Source organism: Bradyrhizobium campsiandrae (assembly GCF_014529705.1).
GTDB lineage: Bacteria > Pseudomonadota > Alphaproteobacteria > Rhizobiales > Xanthobacteraceae > Bradyrhizobium > Bradyrhizobium campsiandrae.
The window spans coordinates 1-19,760 of the sequence record NZ_JAANIH010000054.1; the positions used below are offsets into that span (position 1 = coordinate 1).

Sequence of the window (19,760 nt, forward strand, 5' to 3'; positions counted from 1 at the left end):
AACGCAGCGTCAACGGCATCGTGCGCTCGGTCTCCTCGGCCGCGGCCGGCATGCAGTCGACGGCGCAGTCGATGACTGCGACCGCCAGCGATGCCTCCTCGCGCGCCGCAACGGTCGGCGCGGCCTCACAGAAGGCCTCCGGCAATGTCGGCACGGTGGCAGCCGCCGCCGAAGAGCTGTCGAGCTCGGTCGCGGAAATCTCCCGCCAGGTGACGCGCTCGACGGAAGTTGCGAGCAAGGCCGTGACCGACGCCGAACGCACCAACGCCACGGTGCAGGAGCTCTCGACCGGCGCCGAGAAGATCGGCGAGGTGGTCAAGCTCATTCATTCGATCGCGGCGCAGACCAATCTGCTCGCGCTCAACGCCACTATCGAGGCCGCGCGTGCCGGTGAGTCCGGCCGCGGCTTTGCCGTCGTCGCCTCCGAGGTGAAGGCACTGGCCAACCAGACCGCCAAGGCGACCGAGGAAATCTCCGCGCAAGTGGCGGCGATGCAGACCTCGACCAGCGATGCGGTCGCCGCCATCGGCGGCATCACCCAGACCATCGCCGAGATGAGCGAGATCACCGCCGGCATCTCGGCCTCGATCGAGCAGCAGGGCGAGGCGACGCGCGAGATCGCCCGCAACATCCAGTCGGTGGCGGCCGGTTCGAGCGAGATCAACGCCCATATCGGCAGCGTCACCTCGGCCGCCGAAGCGACCGGCACCGCGGCCGGCGACGTCCTGACCAACGCCCGCGAACTGGACCACCAGTCCGGCGCGCTGCGCAGCGCGGTGGACGGCTTCCTCGCCAAGGTCCGCGCGGCGTAGGTTTCGTATTGTGTTGCATAGGGCGGCAAGGGTGTGTGAGCGCCGCCCGCCTTTTCCATTCATTTATTTGAGGAGTCCGTCGTGAAGTTGAGCAGTCTGAAGATCGCCTCCAAACTCGGCATCCTGGTTGGCGTCACCCTGATCGGTCTGTGCATCTCCGGGATTCTGGCTGGATATCTCATGAAGCGTGAGATGGTGAATGCGCGCATTGATCAGACGAAGTCCATCGTGGACGTGGCCCTCAGCTTCGCCGGCAATCTAAAAAAGCGCGTCGACGCCGGCGAGATGACGAAGGATGCGGCCATGGCCGAGCTTCGCCGCTACGGCAATGCGATGACCTACGACAACGGCTCGGGCTACCTGTTCGGCACGTCCTATGACGGCATCACCCAGCTTGCGCCCGATCCGAAGCAGGTCGGCCAGAACCGCATGGACATTCTGACCAACGGCCGTAATCTCTCCAGGGAGTGGATGGACGGCGTCAAGGCCAACGGGTCGGTGCTTTTGTTCTACGAGTACATGAAGCCCGGCCAGGACAAGCCGATCCGCAAGGTGGGCTATTCGGCGGCCGTTCCCGGCTTCGACATGTATCTCGGCACCGGCGGCTATCTTGAAGACATCGACGCCAAGATGGTTCCGATCTACTGGTCGCTCGGCCTTGCCATGCTCGGCATCGTCGTCATCGCTGGCAGCGTGGCCTGGATGCTCGGCCGCAGCATCAGCCGTCCGCTGGCGCTGCTCGGCGCCCGCATGAAGGATCTCGCCGACGGCAAGCTCGAGGGTGACATCCCCGGCGTCGGCCGCGGTGACGAGGTCGGCGCGATGTCCTCCACGGTCCAGATCTTCAAGGACAACGCGGTCCGCATCCGCGACCTCGAGCAGACCGAAGCGGCTGCCAAGGAGCGTGCGGCGGCGGAACGCCGCCGCGCGATGGAAGACATCGCCAACGACTTCGAACGCAGCGTCAACGGCATCGTGCGCTCGGTCTCCTCGGCCGCGGCCGGCATGCAGTCGACGGCGCAGTCGATGACTGCGACCGCCAGCGATGCCTCCTCGCGCGCCGCAACGGTCGGCGCGGCCTCGCAGAAGGCCTCCGGCAATGTCGGCACCGTCGCCGCGGCCGCCGAAGAGCTGTCGAGCTCGGTTGCGGAAATCTCCCGCCAGGTGACGCGCTCGACGGAAGTTGCCAGCAAGGCCGTGACCGACGCCGAACGCACCAACGCCACGGTACAGGAGCTCTCGACCGGCGCCGAGAAGATCGGCGAGGTGGTCAAGCTCATTCATTCGATCGCGGCGCAGACCAATCTGCTCGCGCTCAACGCCACCATCGAGGCCGCGCGTGCCGGTGAGTCCGGCCGCGGCTTTGCCGTCGTCGCCTCCGAGGTGAAGGCACTGGCCAACCAGACCGCCAAGGCGACCGAGGAAATCTCCGCGCAAGTGGCGGCGATGCAGACCTCGACCAGCGATGCGGTCGCCGCCATCGGCGGCATCACCCAGACCATTGCCGAGATGAGCGAGATCACCGCCGGCATCTCGGCCTCGATCGAGCAGCAGGGCGAGGCAACGCGCGAGATCGCCCGCAACATCCAGTCGGTGGCGGCCGGTTCGAGCGAGATCAACGCCAATATCGGCAGCGTCACCTCGGCTGCCGAAGCGACCGGCACCGCGGCCGCCGACGTCCTGACCAACGCCCGCGAACTGGACAGCCAGTCCGGCGCGCTGCGCAGCGCAGTCGACGGCTTCCTCGCCAAGGTCCGCGCGGCGTAAAGTTCGCGTTGAGTTGCGTGGATGTAAAGATCTTGTATTGAATTCGTAAGGTGGGCAAAGACGCGATGCGTCGTGCCCACCTTTTCATTTTGAGTGCGCGATGAAGTCGCCGTGGGCACGCTTTCGCTTTGCCCACCCTACGAGACCTGTTTACTGCTTCTCGATCCCCGCATCCTTGATCAGCTTCTCCCACAGCACCAGCTGCTCGTTCACGAACGTGCCGAGCTCTTCCGGTGTGCCCGAAAACGCGTCCATGCCGAGCGTTGCGAGCTGGGCCTTGATTTCAGGCTTCTCGACGATCTTGCGGATCTCGGCGTTGAGCCTGACAACGATCTCCTTGGGCATGCCTGCGGGACCGAAATAGCCCTGCCATGACGAGATGTCGAAATCGGGCACGCCGGCCTCCTGCATCGAGGGGAGGCTGGGGATCAGCGGGGTGCGGTCCTTGGTGGTGACGGCGAGTGCGCGCAGCGCGTTGCCCTGGACGTGCGGCAGGCCGGTCAGGATGTCCACGAACATCATCGAGACGCGTCCGCCCATGACGTCGTTGAGCGCCGGCGGCGAGCTCTTGTAGGGCACGTGCAACAGGTCGAGCCCGGCATTGTGTGCGAAGGTCGCGCCCGACACGATCGCCGAGGAGGAGCCCGAGGCGTAGCTCAGCTTGCCCGGATTGGCCTTGCCGTAGGCGACGAGCTCGGCGACCGTTTTGGCCGGCACGTCCGGATGGACCACCAGCATGAAGGGCAGGTCGCCGGTGCGCGCGATCGGGGTGAAATCCTTCACCGGATCGTAGGTCAGGTTCTTGAGCAGAAAGGGATTGGCCGAATGCGTGGTGTTGGTGGTGACCAGCAGCGTGTAGCCGTCGGGCGCGGAGCGCGCGACATAGGTCGCCGCGATCATGCCGTTGGCGCCGGCCTTGTTCTCGATCACGATGCCGACGCCGAGCGCCTGCGACAGATGCTGCGAGATCAGCCGCGTCGTGGTGTCGGTGCCGCTGCCGGCCGCAAACGGCAGCACCAGCGTGATGTTGCGGCTCGGCCAGGGTTCGGCTTCGGCGGCGGATGCGGCGGCAAGACACAACACGGCGGCGCCGGCGGTGCGCAGGGCGCGCATGAGCGATGGCAGCATGTTCGGACGTTCCCTCTTTTTCGTTGGCAGGGAACCTAGCCGGTCCACATCAAAACCGGAAGACGGCAGGGCAGCGCACTCCGCCCGCGGCGCGGAATTACGTCGCGGCCGAACCCTGGCGCGAGGCGATCACGACGCCGGCGAGCACCAGCGCGTAGCCGATCAGGTGGAACGGCCGCAGCTTCTCGCCGAGCAGCAGGATCGCCATCGCCGAGCCGAACACCGGCACCAGATGGAAGAACGGCGCGGCGCGGTTCGGCCCGATCAGCGCGACGCCACGATTGAAGAAGAGATAGGCGAGCGTGGAGGGGAAGATCAGGATGTAGCCGAGGGTTGCCAGCGTCACCGCGTCGAATTGAATGACATTGCCGCGCCACGCCTCCCAGATTGCCGTCGGCAGCAGCATCAAGGCACCGCAGCAGGTGGTGAAGGACAGAAAGGACAGCTGGTGAACCTTCGGCCGGCGCGGAATGAAGGCGGAGTAGAGCCCGAACGCCACCAGCGAGGAGGCGAACATGATGTCGCCTCGGTTGAAGGAGATGCTGGCCAGCGCCGCGAGATCGCCGCGCAGGATGATGATCAGCACGCCGATCAGCGAGATCGCGATGCCCGCAAGCTGGCCGCCGGTCAGCCGCACGCCGAACAGCACCAGCGACCACAACGCCACGAACAGCGGCCCCGCCGACTGGATCAGGAGCGCGTTCAGCGCTTCGGTATATTGCAGCGCCCAGTACGAGATGGCGTTGTTGAAGGCAAAGCCGACCAGCGACAGGAACAGCATCAAGGGCAGGCTCTTGCGCAAGGCCGGCCAGTCGCGCTTCAGGTGCGGCCATGAAAACGGCAGCAGGATCAGGAACACGCCGAACCAGCGGATCGTGGTCACCGTCAACGGTGGCACATGCGCGCCGACATGGCGCGCGAGCACGATGTTGCCGGCCCAGAACAGCGAGCTCAGGCTGAGCAGCAGATAAGGCTGGTTGTTGAGCCAGCTGGCCGGGTTCGAGGCTGGTGGCGCGGGCGAAGCGATCGTCATGGGGTCAGACAGGACTTTGCGCCGGATCGCCGTCGTGACACAAGTCACGCCGCCGCAATGCTACAATGCAGGCAAATCCTGAGGAGGTGCCATTGGCGGTCAATATGTTGAACATCGAGGGCCTGGAAGGGCTCGACCGGCATGCGCCGGTGGTGATGCTGAACCTGATGCGCTTTCACGCGCGCTCGCGCGACGGCGATGGTTCGGGCTGGGACGCCTATCTGCGCTACAGCGCGATCACGGTGCCGATGATCAGGGCGCGCGGCGGCACGCTGCTGTGGACCGGCGAGGCCAAGGCGGTCGCGCTCGGCCCGCGCGATGGCAACGAATGGGATTTCGTCGCGCTGGTGTATTATCCGACTGTCGCGGCGTTTCTCGACATGATGACGTCGGAAGCCTACGAGACGCAGGCCGATCCGCATCGCCGCAACGGCTGCGCCGAGCACGTCATCATCGCGACCAGCGAGGCCTACAGCAAGTTCAAGACGAAGTAGCATATCTGTCACGCGGCGCGTCGGGTCTCTCCGCAAATCCCGGAATCGTAGGGTGGGCAAAGGCGCACTTGCGCCGTGCCCGCGTTTCGTCTTCATAGGATGGAGGTGGTGGGCACGCTTCGCTTTGCCCGCCCTACGAACTCCCGCAAGGGGAGAAGGAAGAAGCTACGCCGCCTGCTTCCGCGACGCCGCGAACACGCCGGACAGCACCAGCGCGAAGCCGATGAAGTGGAAGGCCTGCGGGCGTTCACCCAGGAAGGCCATCGCCATGATCGAGCCGAACACGGGCACGACGTGGAAGAACGGCGCGGCACGGTTGGCGCCGATCAGCCGGACGCCGCGGTTGAAGCAGAGATAGGCGAGCGTCGAGGGGAACACCGCGACGTAGAACAAGGTGAGCAGGTTCGGTCCGTCGAGCTTCATCACCGGACGCGCCGACAGTTCCCAGATCTCCAGCGGAATCAGGCAGGCGGCGCCGGCGCCGAAGGTGAAGGCGAGAAATGACAGGCCGTGGATCGGCGGTCGCTTCAAGGTCAGCACCGAATAGAGCGCGAAGATGATCAGCGCGACGATGAAGATCAGGTCGCCCTTGTTGAATGCGATGTTTGACAGCGTGGTGAAATCGCCGTGCAGCAGGATGATCAGCACGCCGCACATCGAGAGCAACACGCCGAAAGCCTGCGCCGCGGTGAGGCGGACCCCGAGGATGACCAGCGACCATAGGGCCACGATCAGCGGCGCGGCCGATTGCAGCAAGAGCGTGTTGAGCGCCTGGGTATGCTCCAGCGCCCAATATTGCAGGGTGTTGAAGGCGCCGATGCCGGTGATCGAGAGCGTGATCATCAGGCCAAGCTTGCGGCGGATCTCGGGCCAGTCCTGCACGAGATGTTTCCAGGCGAACGGCAGCACGATGAGGAAGGCGAAGCTCCAGCGCAGGAACGACAGCGTCACCGGCGGGATATGGCCCGCGGCAAGGCGTCCCACGATGGCATTGCCGGCCCAGCACAGCGCGGTGATGCTGAGCAGGAGATAGGGCTGGTTGGAAATCCAGTGCTGGTCGGACGCTTCGGCGCCTGTGGTGTGGCCGGTGGCGGACATTGTGATTGTTATGGCCCCGCGTGGAGTACAGCAAGGCCGCCGGCCCGGCTGGGTCCGGGCCGGTCGAAACCCGGCCCATTCAGAAACACCGAAACGCGCGCGATATCAATGCCGCGAGACGCATCGCCATCATGCGCGGTGCGAAGCGGAGGAACTTCAGCCCCTGCGCCCGGTGCGGATCGCGAACGGCTTCAACAGCTCGGCGCAGGCGAGATAGGCGACGACGAGCAGCGCGATGCCGGCCATCATGATCGGCGGCGGCGCGACGAAGCCGAACCAGGCTCCGAGCGGCGTGAACGGCAGGACCATCGCGACGAGCAGTGCGACCAGCGAGGAGGCGGCGAGCACGGGATCCGGCCAGTTGCGCCACGGTCGCCCGTTGGTGCGGATGACGAAGATGACCAGGATCTGCGTCGCCATGGATTCGACGAACCAGGCGGTGCGAAACTCCTCCGGCGAAGCCTTGAACAGGTACAGCAGGGCGCCGAAGGTGAGGAAGTCGTATATCGACGACAGCGGCCCCATGATCGCGGCGAAGCGCACCAGGCGCGACATGCTCCACACCTGCGGCTGCGCCGTCGCCCGGGCCGAGACGCGATCGAACGGGATGCCGAGCTCCGACAGGTCGTAGAGCAGATTGTTGAGCAGGATCTGGGTCGGCAGCATCGGCAGGAACGGCAGCGCGATCGAGGCCGCCGCCATCGACAGCATGTTGCCGAAATTCGAGCTTGCGCCCATGCGGACATATTTGAGGATGTTGGCGAAGGTGCGCCGGCCTTCCTCGACCCCGTCCGCGACGACCTCGAGATCGGAGGCAAGCAGGATCATGTCGGCGGCGGCCTGCGCCACGCCGGTGGCGCCGTCGACCGACAGCCCGACATCGGCGACCTTCAGGGCCGGCGCATCGTTGATGCCGTCGCCGAGAAAGCCAACCACCTCGCCGCCCACCTGAAGGGCCTTCACGATCCGCGATTTCTGGTCCGGCGCAAGCCGGCCGAACGCGTCGACCGAGCGCACCTGCACGGCGAGCGCCTCGTCGCTGAGCTCGGCGATTTCGGCGCCCGACAGGACACGCGCAGGATTGAGGCCAACCAGGCCCGCGAGCCGCTGCACCACCACGGGATCGTCGCCCGAGAGGATCTTCAGCCTGATGCCGCTCGCCGCCAGCCGGGCGATCGCGGCCGCGGCCGTCGGCTTCGGCGGATCGGCGAAGGCGCAGAATCCTTCGAACACGAGGTCGGTCTCGTCGTCCGTCTCCACCTCGCGCAGGGCTCCGCTCCAGGCCCGCGAGGCGATGGCCACGGTGCGGAGGCCTCCGGTCGCAAGCTCGTGCACGCGGCCCATCGCCGCTTCACGCGCAGCCTCGTCCATTGCGCACAATGCGAGCACCGCTTCCGGCGCGCCCTTGACGATCAGCAGCGCGCCCTCGGGGCCGGTCGCGAGCACCGATCCGAGCCGGCGTGAGAAGTCGAACGCCTGCCGTCCGGCGAGCGTCCAGCCTTGGGCGGCGTCCGGCCGGCCGGCGACGAGCGCAGCATCGAGCGCGCCGCGGTCGCCGCCGAGCGATGCCGCGATGGCGCCGAGATGCGCGGCGCGGGTGTCGTCCTTGCCTGCAGCATCGAGGCTTCTCGCAAGCGTGATCTCGGCCGAGGTCAGCGTGCCCGTCTTGTCCGTGCACAGCACGGTCATGGCGCCGAGGTCGTGGATCGCGGCAAGACGTTTCACGATCACCTTGCGCCCGGCCATGCGCAGCGCACCGCGCGACAGCGTCACCGTGGTGATCATCGGCAGCAGTTCCGGCGTCAGCCCGACCGCGAGCGCGACGGCAAAGAGCAGAGAATCGAGCACCGGCCGGCCGAACACGACGCGGACGGTGAGCACGATCAGCACCAGCGCCAGCGTGGCGCGCGCGATGACGAGCCCGAACTCGCGCAAATCGCGCTCGAAGGGGGAGGGCGCCTGAGTCTCCGCAAGAGCGGAGGCTGCCGCTCCGAACACAGTGTCGCGCCCGGTCCTGACGACGAGCGCGATCGCCTCCCCGGTCTGCGCCACCGCGCCGCGGAACAGCGCGTTCGAGGTGTCGTTGAGGTCGGCGCCGCTGCCGGCGCGCTTCGGCACCGGGTAAGGCTCGCCGGTGAGCGCGGCCTCTCCGGCCGTGAATGCCGTGCTCTCCAGAACCAGCGCATCGGCCGGGATGATGTCGCCGGCGCGGACGCGCAGCAGATCGCCGGGCACCACCCGGTCGACGTCGATCTCGACAAAGGCGCCGTCGCGCCGGACCTCGGCCTTCAGGGCGACCGAACGGCGGAGAATCTCGGCGGCGCGGACCGCCTGGCCTTCCTGGACGGTGTCGAGCCCGATCGAGAGCGCGAGGATCAGCACGATGATCAGGCCGCCGATGCCGTCTCCGGTCAGCATCGAGACGATACCCGCCACCAGCAGGATCAGCGACAGCGGCTCGAGCAGGCGGCGCAGGATCGCGCGCATCGTGCCCTCGATGCGCGCTGGTGCATCGCTGTTCGGTCCGAAACGGTCGAGGCGCTCGGCGGCCTCGGCTGCGGTCAGGCCGGTCTGGCCACAGCCGAGCCTGCTGCAGAGGTCGAGCGGTGACAGGCGCCAGAACTTGGTGTCGGCGTGAGTTGGACTTTCCAGCAAGCGAAGCTCCCGGTGACTGGACCTCTCGCGTCGGCAGATGCCTCTAAATTCGCCGTAACCTCTTGACCTAGAACAATCTCGATTTTCGTCCGCAGGATAGCGTCGTGATGAACGAGCCGGGCGATAGCGGATCCGCGGGATTCGTCCGCCGGTGCGGCGCGTTGCGGGACGATGTCATGGTCGAGCAAACTATCGTCCTGACCCGGCACAGGCGATGGTTTTCCGTCACTGGGCTGTGGTCGGGATTTCTCAGTCACAAATGGTTCATTCTCGCGGTGATGGTCCTGCTCGGGCTCGGCATCTGGCAGGGCGCGCGGGTGCTGTTCGGCCCGGCGGTCGTCGTGGACCAGGTCAAGCTCGGCCGTCTCGTCGAGACGGTTGTCGCGAGCGGCCATGTCGAAACGCCGTATCGCGTCGAGATCGGCAGCCAGATCACCGGCACGGTGCAGGACGTGCTGGTTCAGGAGGGTGAAAAGGTCGCCAAGGGCCAGCCGCTGATCGCGCTGGAATCCCGTGAATTGAGGGCGACCATGGTGCAGGCGCAGGGCGCGGTGGCGCAGGCGGAGGCACGCATCAAGCAGCTCGAGGAGCTGACGCTGCCATCGGCCAGGGAGGCGCTGACCCAGGCGCAGGCGACGCTGCTCAACGCCCAGCAGACCTATGACCGCACGGCCCAGCTCGAACACAACGGCTATGCGACACGGGCCGCGCTCGATGATGCCCAGAAGACTCTCGACGTCGCGCGCGCGGCGATGCGCTCGGCGCAATTTCAGGTCTATACGGCGAGCCCCGGCGGCAGTGATTACGTGATGGCGCAGACCCAGGCCAACCAGGCGCGGGCCAATCTCGACACCGCGGAATCCCGGCTCGGCTATGCGACGATCACGGCGCCCCGCGACGGTGTCCTGATCTCGCGCAGTGTCGAGCGGGGAACCGTCGTGCAGCCCGGCAAGGCCCTGCTCGTGCTTGCGCCGGCGGGCGACGTGCAGCTCGTCTTGCAGATCGACGAACGCAATCTCGGCAAGATCTCGCTCGGGCAGAAGGCGGTTGCGTCGGCCGACGCCTATCCTGACCGCCGCTTCCCCGCCACCATCACCTATATCAATCCCGGCATCGACATTTCCCGCGCCTCCGTCGAGGTCAAGCTGACGGTCTCCGATCCGCCGGACTATCTGCGCCAGGACATGACCGTGTCGGTCGATGTCGAGGTCGCCGCGCGCGACGATGCGCGGATCCTGCCGCTGCGCTCGGTGCATGACGTCCTGTCGAATAACCCCTGGGTGCTCGGCATCAGGGACGGGCGCGCCAGTCAGCGGGCGGTGAAGATCGGCCTGCACGGCAACAGCCATGTCGAGATCATCGACGGTCTTGCGACAGGCGACGTTGCGATCCCGCAGAGTTCCGGCGTTCTGACCGGCCAGCGCGTGCGGCCCGTGCTGCCATGAACCACTGGCTGCCGATCGAATGGACCATGGCCGTGCGCTTCCTGCGCGAAGGCCGGCTGCAGACCATCTTCATCATCGGCGGCATCTCGATCGGCGTCGGCGTCATCGTCTTCATGTCGGCGATGCTCGCGGGGCTCCAGGCCAATTTCATCAAGCGCGTCCTGACCTCGCAGCCGCAGATCCAGTTGCTCTCGCCGGATCAGATCGCGCGCCCGCTGCGCAATGCCGGAGGCGAGATCGAGGACGCGGTGGTGCAGCGTCCGAGCCAGCGGGTGATCTCGATCGACCAATGGCCGAAGATCAGGGCGCAGATGCAGGCGATGCCCGAGGTCGTCACGGTGTCGCCGACGATCCTCGGCTCGGTGCTCGCGGTGCGCGGCGATGCCAGCCGTTCGGTGAACCTGTCGGGCGTCGAGCCGGACTCCTACTTCAAGATCGTGAAGGTGCCGGACTATATCGTCGCCGGCGAACCTCGCCTCACCAGCGAAGACATCATCATCGGCACCGAGCTTGCGAAGGATCTCGGAGCGACCGTCGGCGACAAGCTCAACATTCGCGCCGCGTCCGGCGCAACGCGCGTGCTCACGATCTCGGGCATCGTCGACCTCGGCAACAAGAGCGTCAACCAGCGCGTCTGCTACGCCGCGCTCCGCACCGCGCAATCGCTGCTCGGCATGATCGGCGGCATCACCACGATCGACATCACCGTTACCGACATCTATGCGGCCGAGGACATCGCCCAGCGCATCCAGGCCGCCAACGTTGTCGAGGCCGACAGCTGGATCAAGACAAACGCGCAGTTCTTCACCGCGGTGCAGGCCCAGCAGAACACCAACACCCTGATCCGCCTCTTCGTCGGCCTCTCCGTGGCGTTCGGCATCGCGGCGGTGCTCATCGTCTCGGTGATCCAGCGTTCCAAGGACATCGGCATCCTGCGTGCGATGGGGACCTCGCGGGCGCAGGTCCTGCGCGTCTTCCTGGTTCAGGGCGGCCTGCTCGGCTTCGTCGGCTCGCTGTTCGGCGCGGCGATGGGCGCGTTCGCGCTGGTCTATTGGCATTCGGTGGCCCGTCAGGCCGACGGCACCGAATTGTTTCCGCTGATCCTGGAGCGATCCCTGTTCGTCTATACGGCCCTGCTTGCCACCGTCACCGGCATCCTGGCCGCGATGGCGCCGGCGGTTCGCGCGGCAAAACTCGATCCGGTGGTGGCGATCCGTGGCTGATGCGATCCTCAAGCTCGAGCGGGTGTGCAAGGCCTACAATGTCGGGCTGCCGACCGAGACCGAGGTGCTGCACGACATCGACCTCGAGCTCGACCATGGCGAGTTTCTCGCACTGATCGGCCCGTCGGGCTCCGGCAAGAGCACGCTGCTCAACATCGTGGGCCTGCTCGATCGCCCGACCTCGGGCCGGCTCTCGATCAAGGGGCACGACACCGCCGCGCTCGGCGATGCCGAGATCACCCGCCTGCGCGGCCATACCATCGGGTTCATCTTCCAGTATCATCTCTTGATCTCGGCCTTCACGGCGCGGGAGAACGTCATGATGCCGATGCTGGTCGATCGCGGCTTTCCGGCCGCCGATATCGAGGCGCGGGCGGACCGGCTGCTGGCGCAGGTGGGTTTGGCGAAGTTCGCCGGCAACCTCGCCAACAACATGTCGGGCGGCCAGCAGCAGCGGGTCGCGGTGGCGCGCGCGCTCGCCATGGAGCCGGACCTCGTGCTGGCCGACGAGCCGACCGGCAATCTCGACACCAAATCGGCGGATGCCGTGTTCGAGCTGATGCGGCAGGTCAACCGCGACAGCGGAACGAGCTTCCTGCTCGTCACCCACAATATGGACCTCGCGCAGCGCTGCGACCGCATCATCGAAGTCGTCGACGGCCGCATCCGCGCCTAACGTCGTAGACGCCGGCCCGGCAGGACGGATTTTAAGGGGATATCAAAGGCTTGGATCGCGTATTGGGCCCGAAAAAAGCCCCGTTCTTGCTTGCCTAGAGGGGCTGCATCCTTTATCCGGTTGGCTGCCTCGCGTGCGAGCGGCCCCGGCCGTGGATTGGCTGGGCGCATCTAAAATCTTCGAAGGGAATCCCCGCGAATGGCCAATGTTGTCGTCGTCGGCGCCCAATGGGGCGACGAAGGAAAGGGCAAGATCGTCGACTGGTTGTCGGAGCAGGCCGACATCGTCGCGCGCTTCCAGGGCGGCCATAACGCCGGCCACACGCTGGTCATCAACGGCGAGACTTACAAGCTCGCGCTGTTGCCCTCGGGCGTGCTGCGCCCGTCGAAGCTGGCGGTGATCGGCAACGGCGTGGTGTTCGACGCGCAGGCTTTCCTCGACGAGGTCACCAAGCTGCGGGGCCAGGGCGTCGCGGTCGGCCCGGAGAATCTGCGCGTTGCTGAGAACGTGACCCTGATCCTGCCGCTGCACCGCGAGCTCGACGCGCTGCGCGAATCCTCCAATTCGGCGACCGCGATCGGCACCACACGGCGCGGCATCGGCCCTGCCTATGAGGACAAGGTCGGCCGGCGCGCGATCCGCCTGATGGACCTCGCCGATCTCGACACGCTGCCGCACAAGATCGATCGTCTCCTGGCGCACCACAACGCGCTCCGTCGCGGCCTCAACCTGCCGGAATTCGACGGCAAGGAGATCCTGAAGGAACTGAGCGCGCTGGCGCCGCAGCTGCTGCCTTATGCGGAGACCGTCTGGCGTCTGCTCGATACCGAGCGGCGTGCCGGCAAGCGCATCCTGTTCGAAGGCGCGCAGGGCGCGCTGCTCGACGTCGACCATGGCACCTACCCTTACGTCACCTCGTCCAACACCGTGGCGGCGCAGGCTGCGACCGGAACAGGCCTCGGCCCGAACGCGGTCGGCTACGTGCTCGGCATCTGCAAGGCCTATACGACCCGGGTCGGCCAGGGGCCGTTTCCGACCGAGCTCCTGAACGAGATTGGCGAGGAGATCGGCCGCAGAGGCCGCGAGTTCGGGGTCAACACCGGGCGCAAGCGCAGGTGCGGCTGGTTTGATGCCGTGCTGGTCCGCCAGACTGTGCGGACCTGCGGCATCACCGGCCTGGCCCTGACCAAGCTCGACATTCTCGACGGCTTCGACACGATCGAGGTCTGTGTCGGCTACAAGCTCGATGGCAAGGAGATCGATTATTTCCCGGCGGGCGAGGGCGCCCAGGCCCGGGTCGAGCCGATCTACGAGACCATCGAGGGCTGGAAGGAGCCGACCGCCAATGCCCGGTCCTGGGCCCAGCTGCCGGCCCAGGCCATCAAATATGTCCGCCGGATCGAGGAATTGGTGGGGTGCCCGGTGGCGCTGCTTTCCACCAGCCCCGAACGCGAGGATACTATCCTGGTGCAAAACCCGTTTGAGGCTTAACGATCTCTTACCAGGACGCGGGTATAGTTGAGTAGAAATGGCTGATTACTATCCGCTGATTGCCCGCGCGATTGCCGCCCTGGACCCGAACGCTCCCGGCGAGAGCCGGCGCGCGCTCTATGAACGGGCGCGCACGGCCCTGATCGCGCAGCTGCGCAGCGTGCAGCCGCCGCTCTCCGAATCCGAGATCACGCGCGAGCGGCTGTCGCTGGAAGAGGCCGTCCGCAAGGTCGAATCGGAGGCCGCCCAGCGGGCCCGCGAGGCCTCGCGTCCCGGTGGCGGGGCCAGGAGTGGAGGCGCTAGCGGAGGCGGCAGCGGCGATGCGTTCCGCCGGGCCAGCGCGCGAGCGGCCGACAACAATCCGCCCGCACCCGCTCAGCCGGCTGCGCCACCCCGGGCCCGTCCCGCCGCGCCGCCGCCGCGCAACGATCGTCCGCCCGCAGGTGGTGACGACCAAAGCGAGGCCCCACGTCCGCCGCGCGCCCCGCGTTTCGATGCGCCGCGCCAGCCGGCTCCCCCGGAGCCGCCGGCCGGGCGCGACCGCTCGCCGCCCCGCCGCCCGTCGGATGGCGCACCGCCGCCGCCCTTGCCGCCGTCGCCGGGTGTGCGCGGCTTCCGCGACATCACCGCCGACGCCAACGATCTCGGCGGCGCCGCGGCGCAGGCCAACCGGGCTGCGCGCCGCACCTATGCCAACGTGCCCTCGCCCTCGCCGGAATTCGACCGGCTTGAGCCGAGCCTGGAAAATCGCGCCGCCGAGGGCGATGCGTCCTATTCCTATGACGAGTCGATGGAGGAGGCCGAGCGCTACACGCCGCAGCCCCCGTCGGCGCGTCCACACATCCCCGTGCTCGATCGCAACGCCAAGAAGCGGACCGGCCGGGCCTCGGTCTTCCCGTTCAAGAGTGCGATCGCCATCGGCATCGTGCTGATCCTGGTCGGCGCCGGCATCCTCTGGGGCAAACCGCTGATCCAGATCGCGACCAATCTGTTCAAGTCCTCGCCCACCCTGGTGGTGGAGGCGCCGAAGGACACCTCGCAGCCGCAGAGCAAGCCGAAGATTCCGGATCGCGTCGGCCAGCCCTCGGCGAGCGACCAGCCGGCCGCGCCGGTGGCGCAGAAGGTCGTGCTCTATGACGAGGATCCGTCCGATCCGAAGGGCAAGCAATATGTCGGCTCGGTGGTGTGGCGGCTCGAGCCGATCAAGGCGTCGGGCAACCAGAAGGCCGACCTCGCCGTACGCGCCGACATCGAGATCCCCGACCGCAAGTTCAAGATGACGATGTCGTTCCGCCGCAACACCGACTCGTCGCTGCCGGCAAGCCATACGGCCGAGCTGACCTTCATCCTGCCGCCGGACTTTCCGGGCGGCAGCGTCTCCAACGTGCCCGGCATCCTGATGAAGTCGAACGAGCAGGCGCGCGGCACGCCGCTGGCAGGGCTCGCCGTCAAGGTCACCGACGGCTTCTTCCTGGTCGGGCTCTCCAATGTTGATGCCGACCGCAGCCGCAACGTCCAGCTCCTGAAGGAGCGCTCGTGGTTCGACGTGCCGCTGGTCTACGCCAACCAGCGCCGCGCTATCATCGCCATCGAGAAGGGCGCCCCCGGCGAGCGCGCCTTCAACGACGCCTTCGGGCAGTGGGGCGACTAGGCTCTTCACCTCTCCCCAGCGGGGAGCGCTGAGCACCTTCCAAACTGGCAGTTCTCCTACTGCGCCGCCGCTTCGCGCTTGCGCGCCGCCGTGGCGGCGGCGTGCTCGCGGTCCATCACAGCGCGGCAGCCCGGGCTCACTTGCGACTTGTTCCGCACCATGCAGGCGGTGATGCGCGGGATATCAGGGATTTCACTGGAGCACAGCCGCATCGCATCGCCCGAGCACATCTGCTGCGCTTCGGACGAGAAGGCAAGGCTTGGCGATGTCTGGAGCGCGAGGGCTGTGGCGGCGAAGGCAAATAGCGAAGCGAGTGTCTGGCTGCTGCGTGTCATGAAGAATGCGTCCCCGAGTTCCGTGGGTTGAACCACTTTGTTTTGGGGCGCCGCACGCGGCTTGATCTGCCGCATGTCACAGCCTTCACGCCGGGAGCTCAATCCCGTGTGTGGTCGCTCGATTTCCTGATGTTCGAATCGAAAAGTGCTGCGCCGCCCGATTCGAGTATGCGCGAAAGTCGCGAAGCTTCAATGGGAGATGCGAAGGAATTCGCAGTTGTTGCGCGATCGTCACGCGAATGGTGGCGCGCGCCTACATGCCGTGGCTCGCGAACACCTTGCTGCATGACTTCGACAGCTTGGCGCGGTTGGCCTGCAGGCAGCCTTGCACCGCTCCGTCATTGCCGAGATCCTTGCGGCACAGCCGCGAGGCGTCGCGCGAGCAGGCGTTCTGCTCCTGCGGCGTGCCCATGTGGCCCTGCGCGAAGGCGGGCGCGGTCGACAGGTCGCCGAGGGCCGTGAGCGTGATCGTCGCCAGCAACAATAGTTTACGAGACATCGGCGGCTCCGGATCTGACGGGTGAATTTCAGGTCCTGTCTGAACTCGTCGCCTTGCCACTTGTTCCCACCAAAGCCGCCCGTAACCGCTATCCAAGGTTCCGGCCGCGCTGCTATAAAAGCCGCCGAGCATGAGGAGTCCTCGATGAAGCGCTATCTGGTGTTTGGCCTCATTGGCCCGTTCGTGGGCGGCTTTCTGCTGCTGCTGACCACGACCTACCAGTCCGGCTATTGGGAGCAGACCAGTCTCAGCGAGGTCGGCAAGCTGTTCGCCGTGTTCTTCAAGACGCTGCAATACAGCTATCTGTTCGGCTTCCTGCCGTCGCTGATGATCGGTGCGGTCGACGACATTCTGATGCATGTGAGGCGTATCCGACCGGGCCTGCGCATGCTGCTGGTCGGCCTGTTCGCCTTCATCCTCGCCGCGTTCACCTACAGCTCGCGCGGGTCGGATTCGGGCGCGGTGCAGTTCGTCCTGTATGGCCTGGTCGGCTTCGTGCCGTCGGTGCTCTCGTCCTGGGTCGTGCATCACTATGTCGAGGAGCCGCAACCGGCGGCAGCGGCGAGCTGAGCGCGCGACCTTTGGACGCGACGCAGCAACTTCTGCCCCGTCCGTGCGTTTGCTGATGGCATGACCATGACCGACGATGACATCCTCTCGCCACGCAGGTCTCGTTCCGGGATGGAGTCGCGCGCCGGCTCTTCGGGACGCGACGCGCGCGGACCGATCATCGACCAGGACGGCCGTGAGATCCCGCCCGAAACCCTGGAGCAGGGGTTCCAGGAATTCCGCTTCGAATTCGGACAAGGCAATCCCTTCGGCAATCTGACGCGCGAGCAGCGGATCGCGCGGCTCGAGGCGATCGCAAGATTGCTCGACGTCGCCTTCATCCTGCCGGGCACCAATATCCGCTACGGCATTGACGGGTTGATCGGCCTGATCCCCGTGATCGGCGACATCATCACCACCGCGATCTCGCTGTGGCTGGTGCGCGAGGCCCGCGCGCTGGGCGCGCCCTGGTACATTACCGCGCGGATGCTGGGCAATGTCGCGGTCGACGGCGTGGTCGGCATGGTGCCGTTCGCGGGCGATGCCTTCGACGTCATGTTCCGCGCCAACATGCGCAACGTCCGCCTCCTGCGCCGCTGGCTCGACAAGCAGCCGCGGATGTAGCGCGAGAGCTTGGGGCGCGTGCCGCGAACTCAACCGGTCGACAATGCGCCGGATCTCTCTGCGTCGTCATTGCGATCGCAGCGAAGCAATCCAGAATCTTTCCGCGGCGGCAGTCTGGATTGCTTCGCTGCGCTCGCAATGACGGAGAGCGGAAAGAAAGCCCCACAACGCAAAAAGCGCGACAGCCTTTCGGCCATCGCGCTTTCTGCACACATCGGAGGCTTTTAGAAGACTTACGCCGCGTCGGCGTCGGTCTCGGCGGCCGGCGCCGGCTTGGGACGGCGCGGCAGCGGGAAGGCTTCGCTCTCATAGAGGGAGCGGATGCCGTTCTGGTCGAAACGGGCTTCCTCGACCTGGAGATACGCGCCATTCAGCGAATCCGTCGGCAACTGCTCCATCGCGAACTGCACGGCCTCAGCCGCGGTGCCGAACCGGCGATAGGTGAAGCCGGCGCGCTTCTTCTTGCGGATCGCAGCGGGGAAGAGTTCGGCGGAAGTGTTGAAGTTGAACGGACGCAGTGGACGCATGGTCAAAGACCTCGTGATCTTCTCTGGGGCTTTAAGCGCGTGGGGTTGGGGAGGGCAGGGGCCGCAATGGCGCGGGCCCGCCGCATGTCATTTTCGCCCCCTAATATAGGCTGTTTTGACAGAAATGCGACCCCTGCGATGGGAGATGATGAATCCACGCATGGCAGCCCCGCAGAGGGGATAATATAAGTGATATCAATCGCTTAAGTGGTTTATAATTTGCCGGCAAGCAACAGGACGATCAGCACCACGAGTACGACGCCGCCGATGCCCATGCCGGAATGGCCCATGCCGTAGCCATAGCCGCCGATCCGGCCGGACAGGCCGCCCAAGAGATAGATGATCACCAGGATGATCAGGATGGTCCCGAGTGACATGGCGCTCTCCTTGGCCGCCTCCCTGGCGGCCGCCGGATCAGGCGCAACGGCCGCGCCGCCACAGAAGAAAAGCACATCGTGCCGCCGGGTTCCATGGCGGAACCCGGCGGCACGTCGTCTTATTTCGGCTCGAGCTTCAGCGCTGCCGAGTTGATGCAATAACGCAGGCCGGTCGGCCCGGGACCATCAGGGAAGACATGGCCGAGATGGCCGCTGCATTTGGAGCAGAGCACCTCGGTGCGGATCATGCCGTGGGTCGTATCCCGCTCCTCGTCGATATGGCTCTCGACGGCAGGGGCGGTGAAGCTCGGCCAGCCGCAGCCGGAATCGAACTTGGCGTCGGATTCGAACAGTTCGTTGCCGCAGCCGGCGCAGACATAGGTGCCGGCACGATGGTCGTGTTCATACTCGCCCGTGAAGGGACGCTCGGTCGCCTTCTCGCGCAGCACCGCATATTGCATCGGCGTCAATTCGCGCCGCCACTGCTCTTCGCTCTTGATGACCTTGTCGGTGGTTTTGGTCTCTGTGGTTTTTGTCTTGGTGTCGGGCATGGGTCTCCCGTTGTGTCTGATGACCTTGCGATCAGTTGGTGGCCTTGCTGGCACTCACCAGCGTCGGCTTCTCAATGTAGTTATCCGCGAACAGCTTTTTCAGGTTCTCGACCTTCGGGATGTCGTTATAGGCGATGTAGGGCTGGTTCGGGTGCAGCGTCAGATAGTCCTGGTGGTAGGCCTCGGCCGGGTAGAACGCTTCCAGCGCACTGATCTTGGTCACGATCGGCTTGCTGAACACCTTGGCGGAGTTGAGCTGGGCGATATAGGCCTCCGCGACCTTCTTCTGCTCGTCGGAGGTGGTGAAGATCGCCGAGCGATATTGCGTGCCGGTGTCCGGGCCCTGGCGGTTGAGTTGGGTCGGGTCGTGCGCCACCGAGAAGTAGATCTGCAGGATCTTGCCGTAGGAGATCTTCTTCGGGTCGAACTTGATCTCGACCGACTCGGCGTGACCGGTGCGGCCGGTCGAGACGGTCTCGTAATCCGCCGTCGCCTTGGTGCCGCCGGCATAACCGGAGACCGCGTTGACGACGCCGGCGGTGTGCTGGAATACGCCCTGCACGCCCCAGAAGCATCCCCCAGCGATGACCGCGGTCTGGATGCCGGTCGCGGGGCTTGCGTCCATCGCGGGGGCGGGAATCACGACGGCGTCTTCCGCGGCCCGGGTCGGTAGGGCAAAGCCCAGCGACAGGACGGCGGTGGCGGCGAGCAGGGACAGGACGGAGCGGCGCATGGCGGATCCTCTTATCAGAAGGCCTGACAGTCTAGGGCGGTTGAGGGCGGGCGAACAGCCTGCCCGGCAATTTCGGACACTCCAGATACGGA

General features: G+C 66.0%; 20 protein-coding genes. 10 read left to right on the plus strand and 10 right to left on the minus strand.

Translation table 11 applies throughout. The annotated features are described in order from the left end of the window. Positions 1 to 812: methyl-accepting chemotaxis protein (locus tag G8O24_RS31100; protein WP_244646085.1), on the plus strand; the 812-nt coding region annotated here is incomplete at its 5' end. Positions 813 to 893: 81 nt separating this feature from the next. Continuing rightward, positions 894 to 2,579 (plus strand): methyl-accepting chemotaxis protein, encoded by a 1,686-nt coding sequence (locus G8O24_RS31105; protein ID WP_188106086.1) that lies wholly within the window; start codon positions 894 to 896, stop codon positions 2,577 to 2,579. Between the two features lie 150 nt (positions 2,580 to 2,729). Here G8O24_RS31105 and G8O24_RS31110 read toward each other — a convergent pair whose 3' ends face one another. After that, complete coding sequence (locus G8O24_RS31110) at positions 2,730 to 3,707, minus strand: Bug family tripartite tricarboxylate transporter substrate binding protein (protein WP_188106088.1); 978 nt, start codon at positions 3,705 to 3,707, stop codon at positions 2,730 to 2,732. Positions 3,708 to 3,804: 97 nt separating this feature from the next. After that, positions 3,805 to 4,740, minus strand: coding sequence for a DMT family transporter (locus G8O24_RS31115; protein WP_188106090.1), 936 nt, complete (start codon positions 4,738 to 4,740; stop codon positions 3,805 to 3,807). A gap of 104 nt (positions 4,741 to 4,844) precedes the next feature. Here G8O24_RS31115 and G8O24_RS31120 point away from each other — a divergent pair, with 104 nt between their 5' ends. Further along, positions 4,845 to 5,234: a DUF1330 domain-containing protein gene (locus G8O24_RS31120; RefSeq protein WP_188106180.1), complete on the plus strand. Its 390-nt coding sequence runs from the start codon at positions 4,845 to 4,847 to the stop codon at positions 5,232 to 5,234. 165 nt (positions 5,235 to 5,399) lie between these two features. Here the strand turns inward: G8O24_RS31120 and G8O24_RS31125 are convergent, their stop codons facing one another. Together G8O24_RS31125 and mgtA are read right to left on the minus strand one after the other, a co-directional pair. Then, positions 5,400 to 6,332 carry a DMT family transporter gene (locus G8O24_RS31125; protein WP_188106092.1) on the minus strand — a complete coding sequence of 311 codons (933 nt, stop codon included), beginning with the start codon at positions 6,330 to 6,332 and terminating at the stop codon, positions 5,400 to 5,402. A gap of 156 nt (positions 6,333 to 6,488) precedes the next feature. Continuing rightward, positions 6,489 to 8,987, minus strand: coding sequence for a magnesium-translocating P-type ATPase (gene mgtA, locus G8O24_RS31130; protein ID WP_188106094.1), 2,499 nt, complete (start codon positions 8,985 to 8,987; stop codon positions 6,489 to 6,491). 176 nt (positions 8,988 to 9,163) lie between these two features. On the opposite strand from mgtA, the gene G8O24_RS31135 reads away from it, so the two are divergent. From G8O24_RS31135 to G8O24_RS31155, 5 genes are all read left to right on the plus strand, one after another. Continuing rightward, positions 9,164 to 10,432, plus strand: a complete 1,269-nt coding sequence (locus G8O24_RS31135; protein WP_188106096.1) for an efflux RND transporter periplasmic adaptor subunit — start codon at positions 9,164 to 9,166, stop codon at positions 10,430 to 10,432. Beyond that, positions 10,429 to 11,655 carry an ABC transporter permease gene (locus G8O24_RS31140; protein ID WP_188106098.1) on the plus strand — a complete coding sequence of 409 codons (1,227 nt, stop codon included), beginning with the start codon at positions 10,429 to 10,431 and terminating at the stop codon, positions 11,653 to 11,655. Before G8O24_RS31135 ends, G8O24_RS31140 begins: the two co-directional genes overlap by 4 nt. Next, positions 11,648 to 12,331, plus strand: a complete 684-nt coding sequence (locus tag G8O24_RS31145) for an ABC transporter ATP-binding protein (protein WP_188106100.1) — start codon at positions 11,648 to 11,650, stop codon at positions 12,329 to 12,331. The genes G8O24_RS31140 and G8O24_RS31145 overlap by 8 nt, the downstream gene beginning before the upstream one ends. A 198-nt stretch (positions 12,332 to 12,529) precedes the next feature. Then, entirely contained in the window at positions 12,530 to 13,822 is a 1,293-nt protein-coding gene (locus G8O24_RS31150; protein ID WP_188106102.1) for an adenylosuccinate synthase, read from the plus strand. A gap of 37 nt (positions 13,823 to 13,859) precedes the next feature. After that, positions 13,860 to 15,473, plus strand: coding sequence for a hypothetical protein (locus tag G8O24_RS31155; RefSeq protein WP_188106104.1), 1,614 nt, complete (start codon positions 13,860 to 13,862; stop codon positions 15,471 to 15,473). Between the two features lie 56 nt (positions 15,474 to 15,529). Here G8O24_RS31155 and G8O24_RS31160 read toward each other — a convergent pair whose 3' ends face one another. Beyond that, complete coding sequence (locus G8O24_RS31160; protein WP_306666328.1) at positions 15,530 to 15,883, minus strand: hypothetical protein; 354 nt, start codon at positions 15,881 to 15,883, stop codon at positions 15,530 to 15,532. Between the two features lie 178 nt (positions 15,884 to 16,061). Next, complete coding sequence (locus G8O24_RS31165) at positions 16,062 to 16,307, minus strand: hypothetical protein (protein WP_188106106.1); 246 nt, start codon at positions 16,305 to 16,307, stop codon at positions 16,062 to 16,064. 144 nt (positions 16,308 to 16,451) lie between these two features. Here G8O24_RS31165 and G8O24_RS31170 point away from each other — a divergent pair, with 144 nt between their 5' ends. Together G8O24_RS31170 and G8O24_RS31175 are read left to right on the plus strand one after the other, a co-directional pair. After that, positions 16,452 to 16,877: a DUF5413 family protein gene (locus G8O24_RS31170; protein WP_188106108.1), complete on the plus strand. Its 426-nt coding sequence runs from the start codon at positions 16,452 to 16,454 to the stop codon at positions 16,875 to 16,877. Positions 16,878 to 16,937: 60 nt separating this feature from the next. Then, positions 16,938 to 17,480, plus strand: coding sequence for a DUF4112 domain-containing protein (locus G8O24_RS31175; RefSeq protein WP_188106109.1), 543 nt, complete (start codon positions 16,938 to 16,940; stop codon positions 17,478 to 17,480). Between the two features lie 233 nt (positions 17,481 to 17,713). Here G8O24_RS31175 and G8O24_RS31180 read toward each other — a convergent pair whose 3' ends face one another. The 4 genes from G8O24_RS31180 to msrA form a co-directional block, all read right to left on the minus strand. Continuing rightward, positions 17,714 to 18,007, minus strand: a complete 294-nt coding sequence (locus G8O24_RS31180; RefSeq protein WP_027560969.1) for a hypothetical protein — start codon at positions 18,005 to 18,007, stop codon at positions 17,714 to 17,716. Positions 18,008 to 18,219: 212 nt separating this feature from the next. Further along, a complete protein-coding gene (locus G8O24_RS31185) occupies positions 18,220 to 18,384 on the minus strand; it encodes a DUF3309 family protein (RefSeq protein ID WP_188106111.1) in 165 nt (54 codons plus the stop codon). A gap of 119 nt (positions 18,385 to 18,503) precedes the next feature. Further along, a complete protein-coding gene (gene msrB / locus G8O24_RS31190) occupies positions 18,504 to 18,935 on the minus strand; it encodes a peptide-methionine (R)-S-oxide reductase MsrB (protein WP_188106113.1) in 432 nt (143 codons plus the stop codon). Positions 18,936 to 18,966: 31 nt separating this feature from the next. Beyond that, complete coding sequence (gene msrA, locus G8O24_RS31195; RefSeq protein ID WP_188106116.1) at positions 18,967 to 19,668, minus strand: peptide-methionine (S)-S-oxide reductase MsrA; 702 nt, start codon at positions 19,666 to 19,668, stop codon at positions 18,967 to 18,969. Positions 19,669 to 19,760 lie beyond the last annotated feature (92 nt).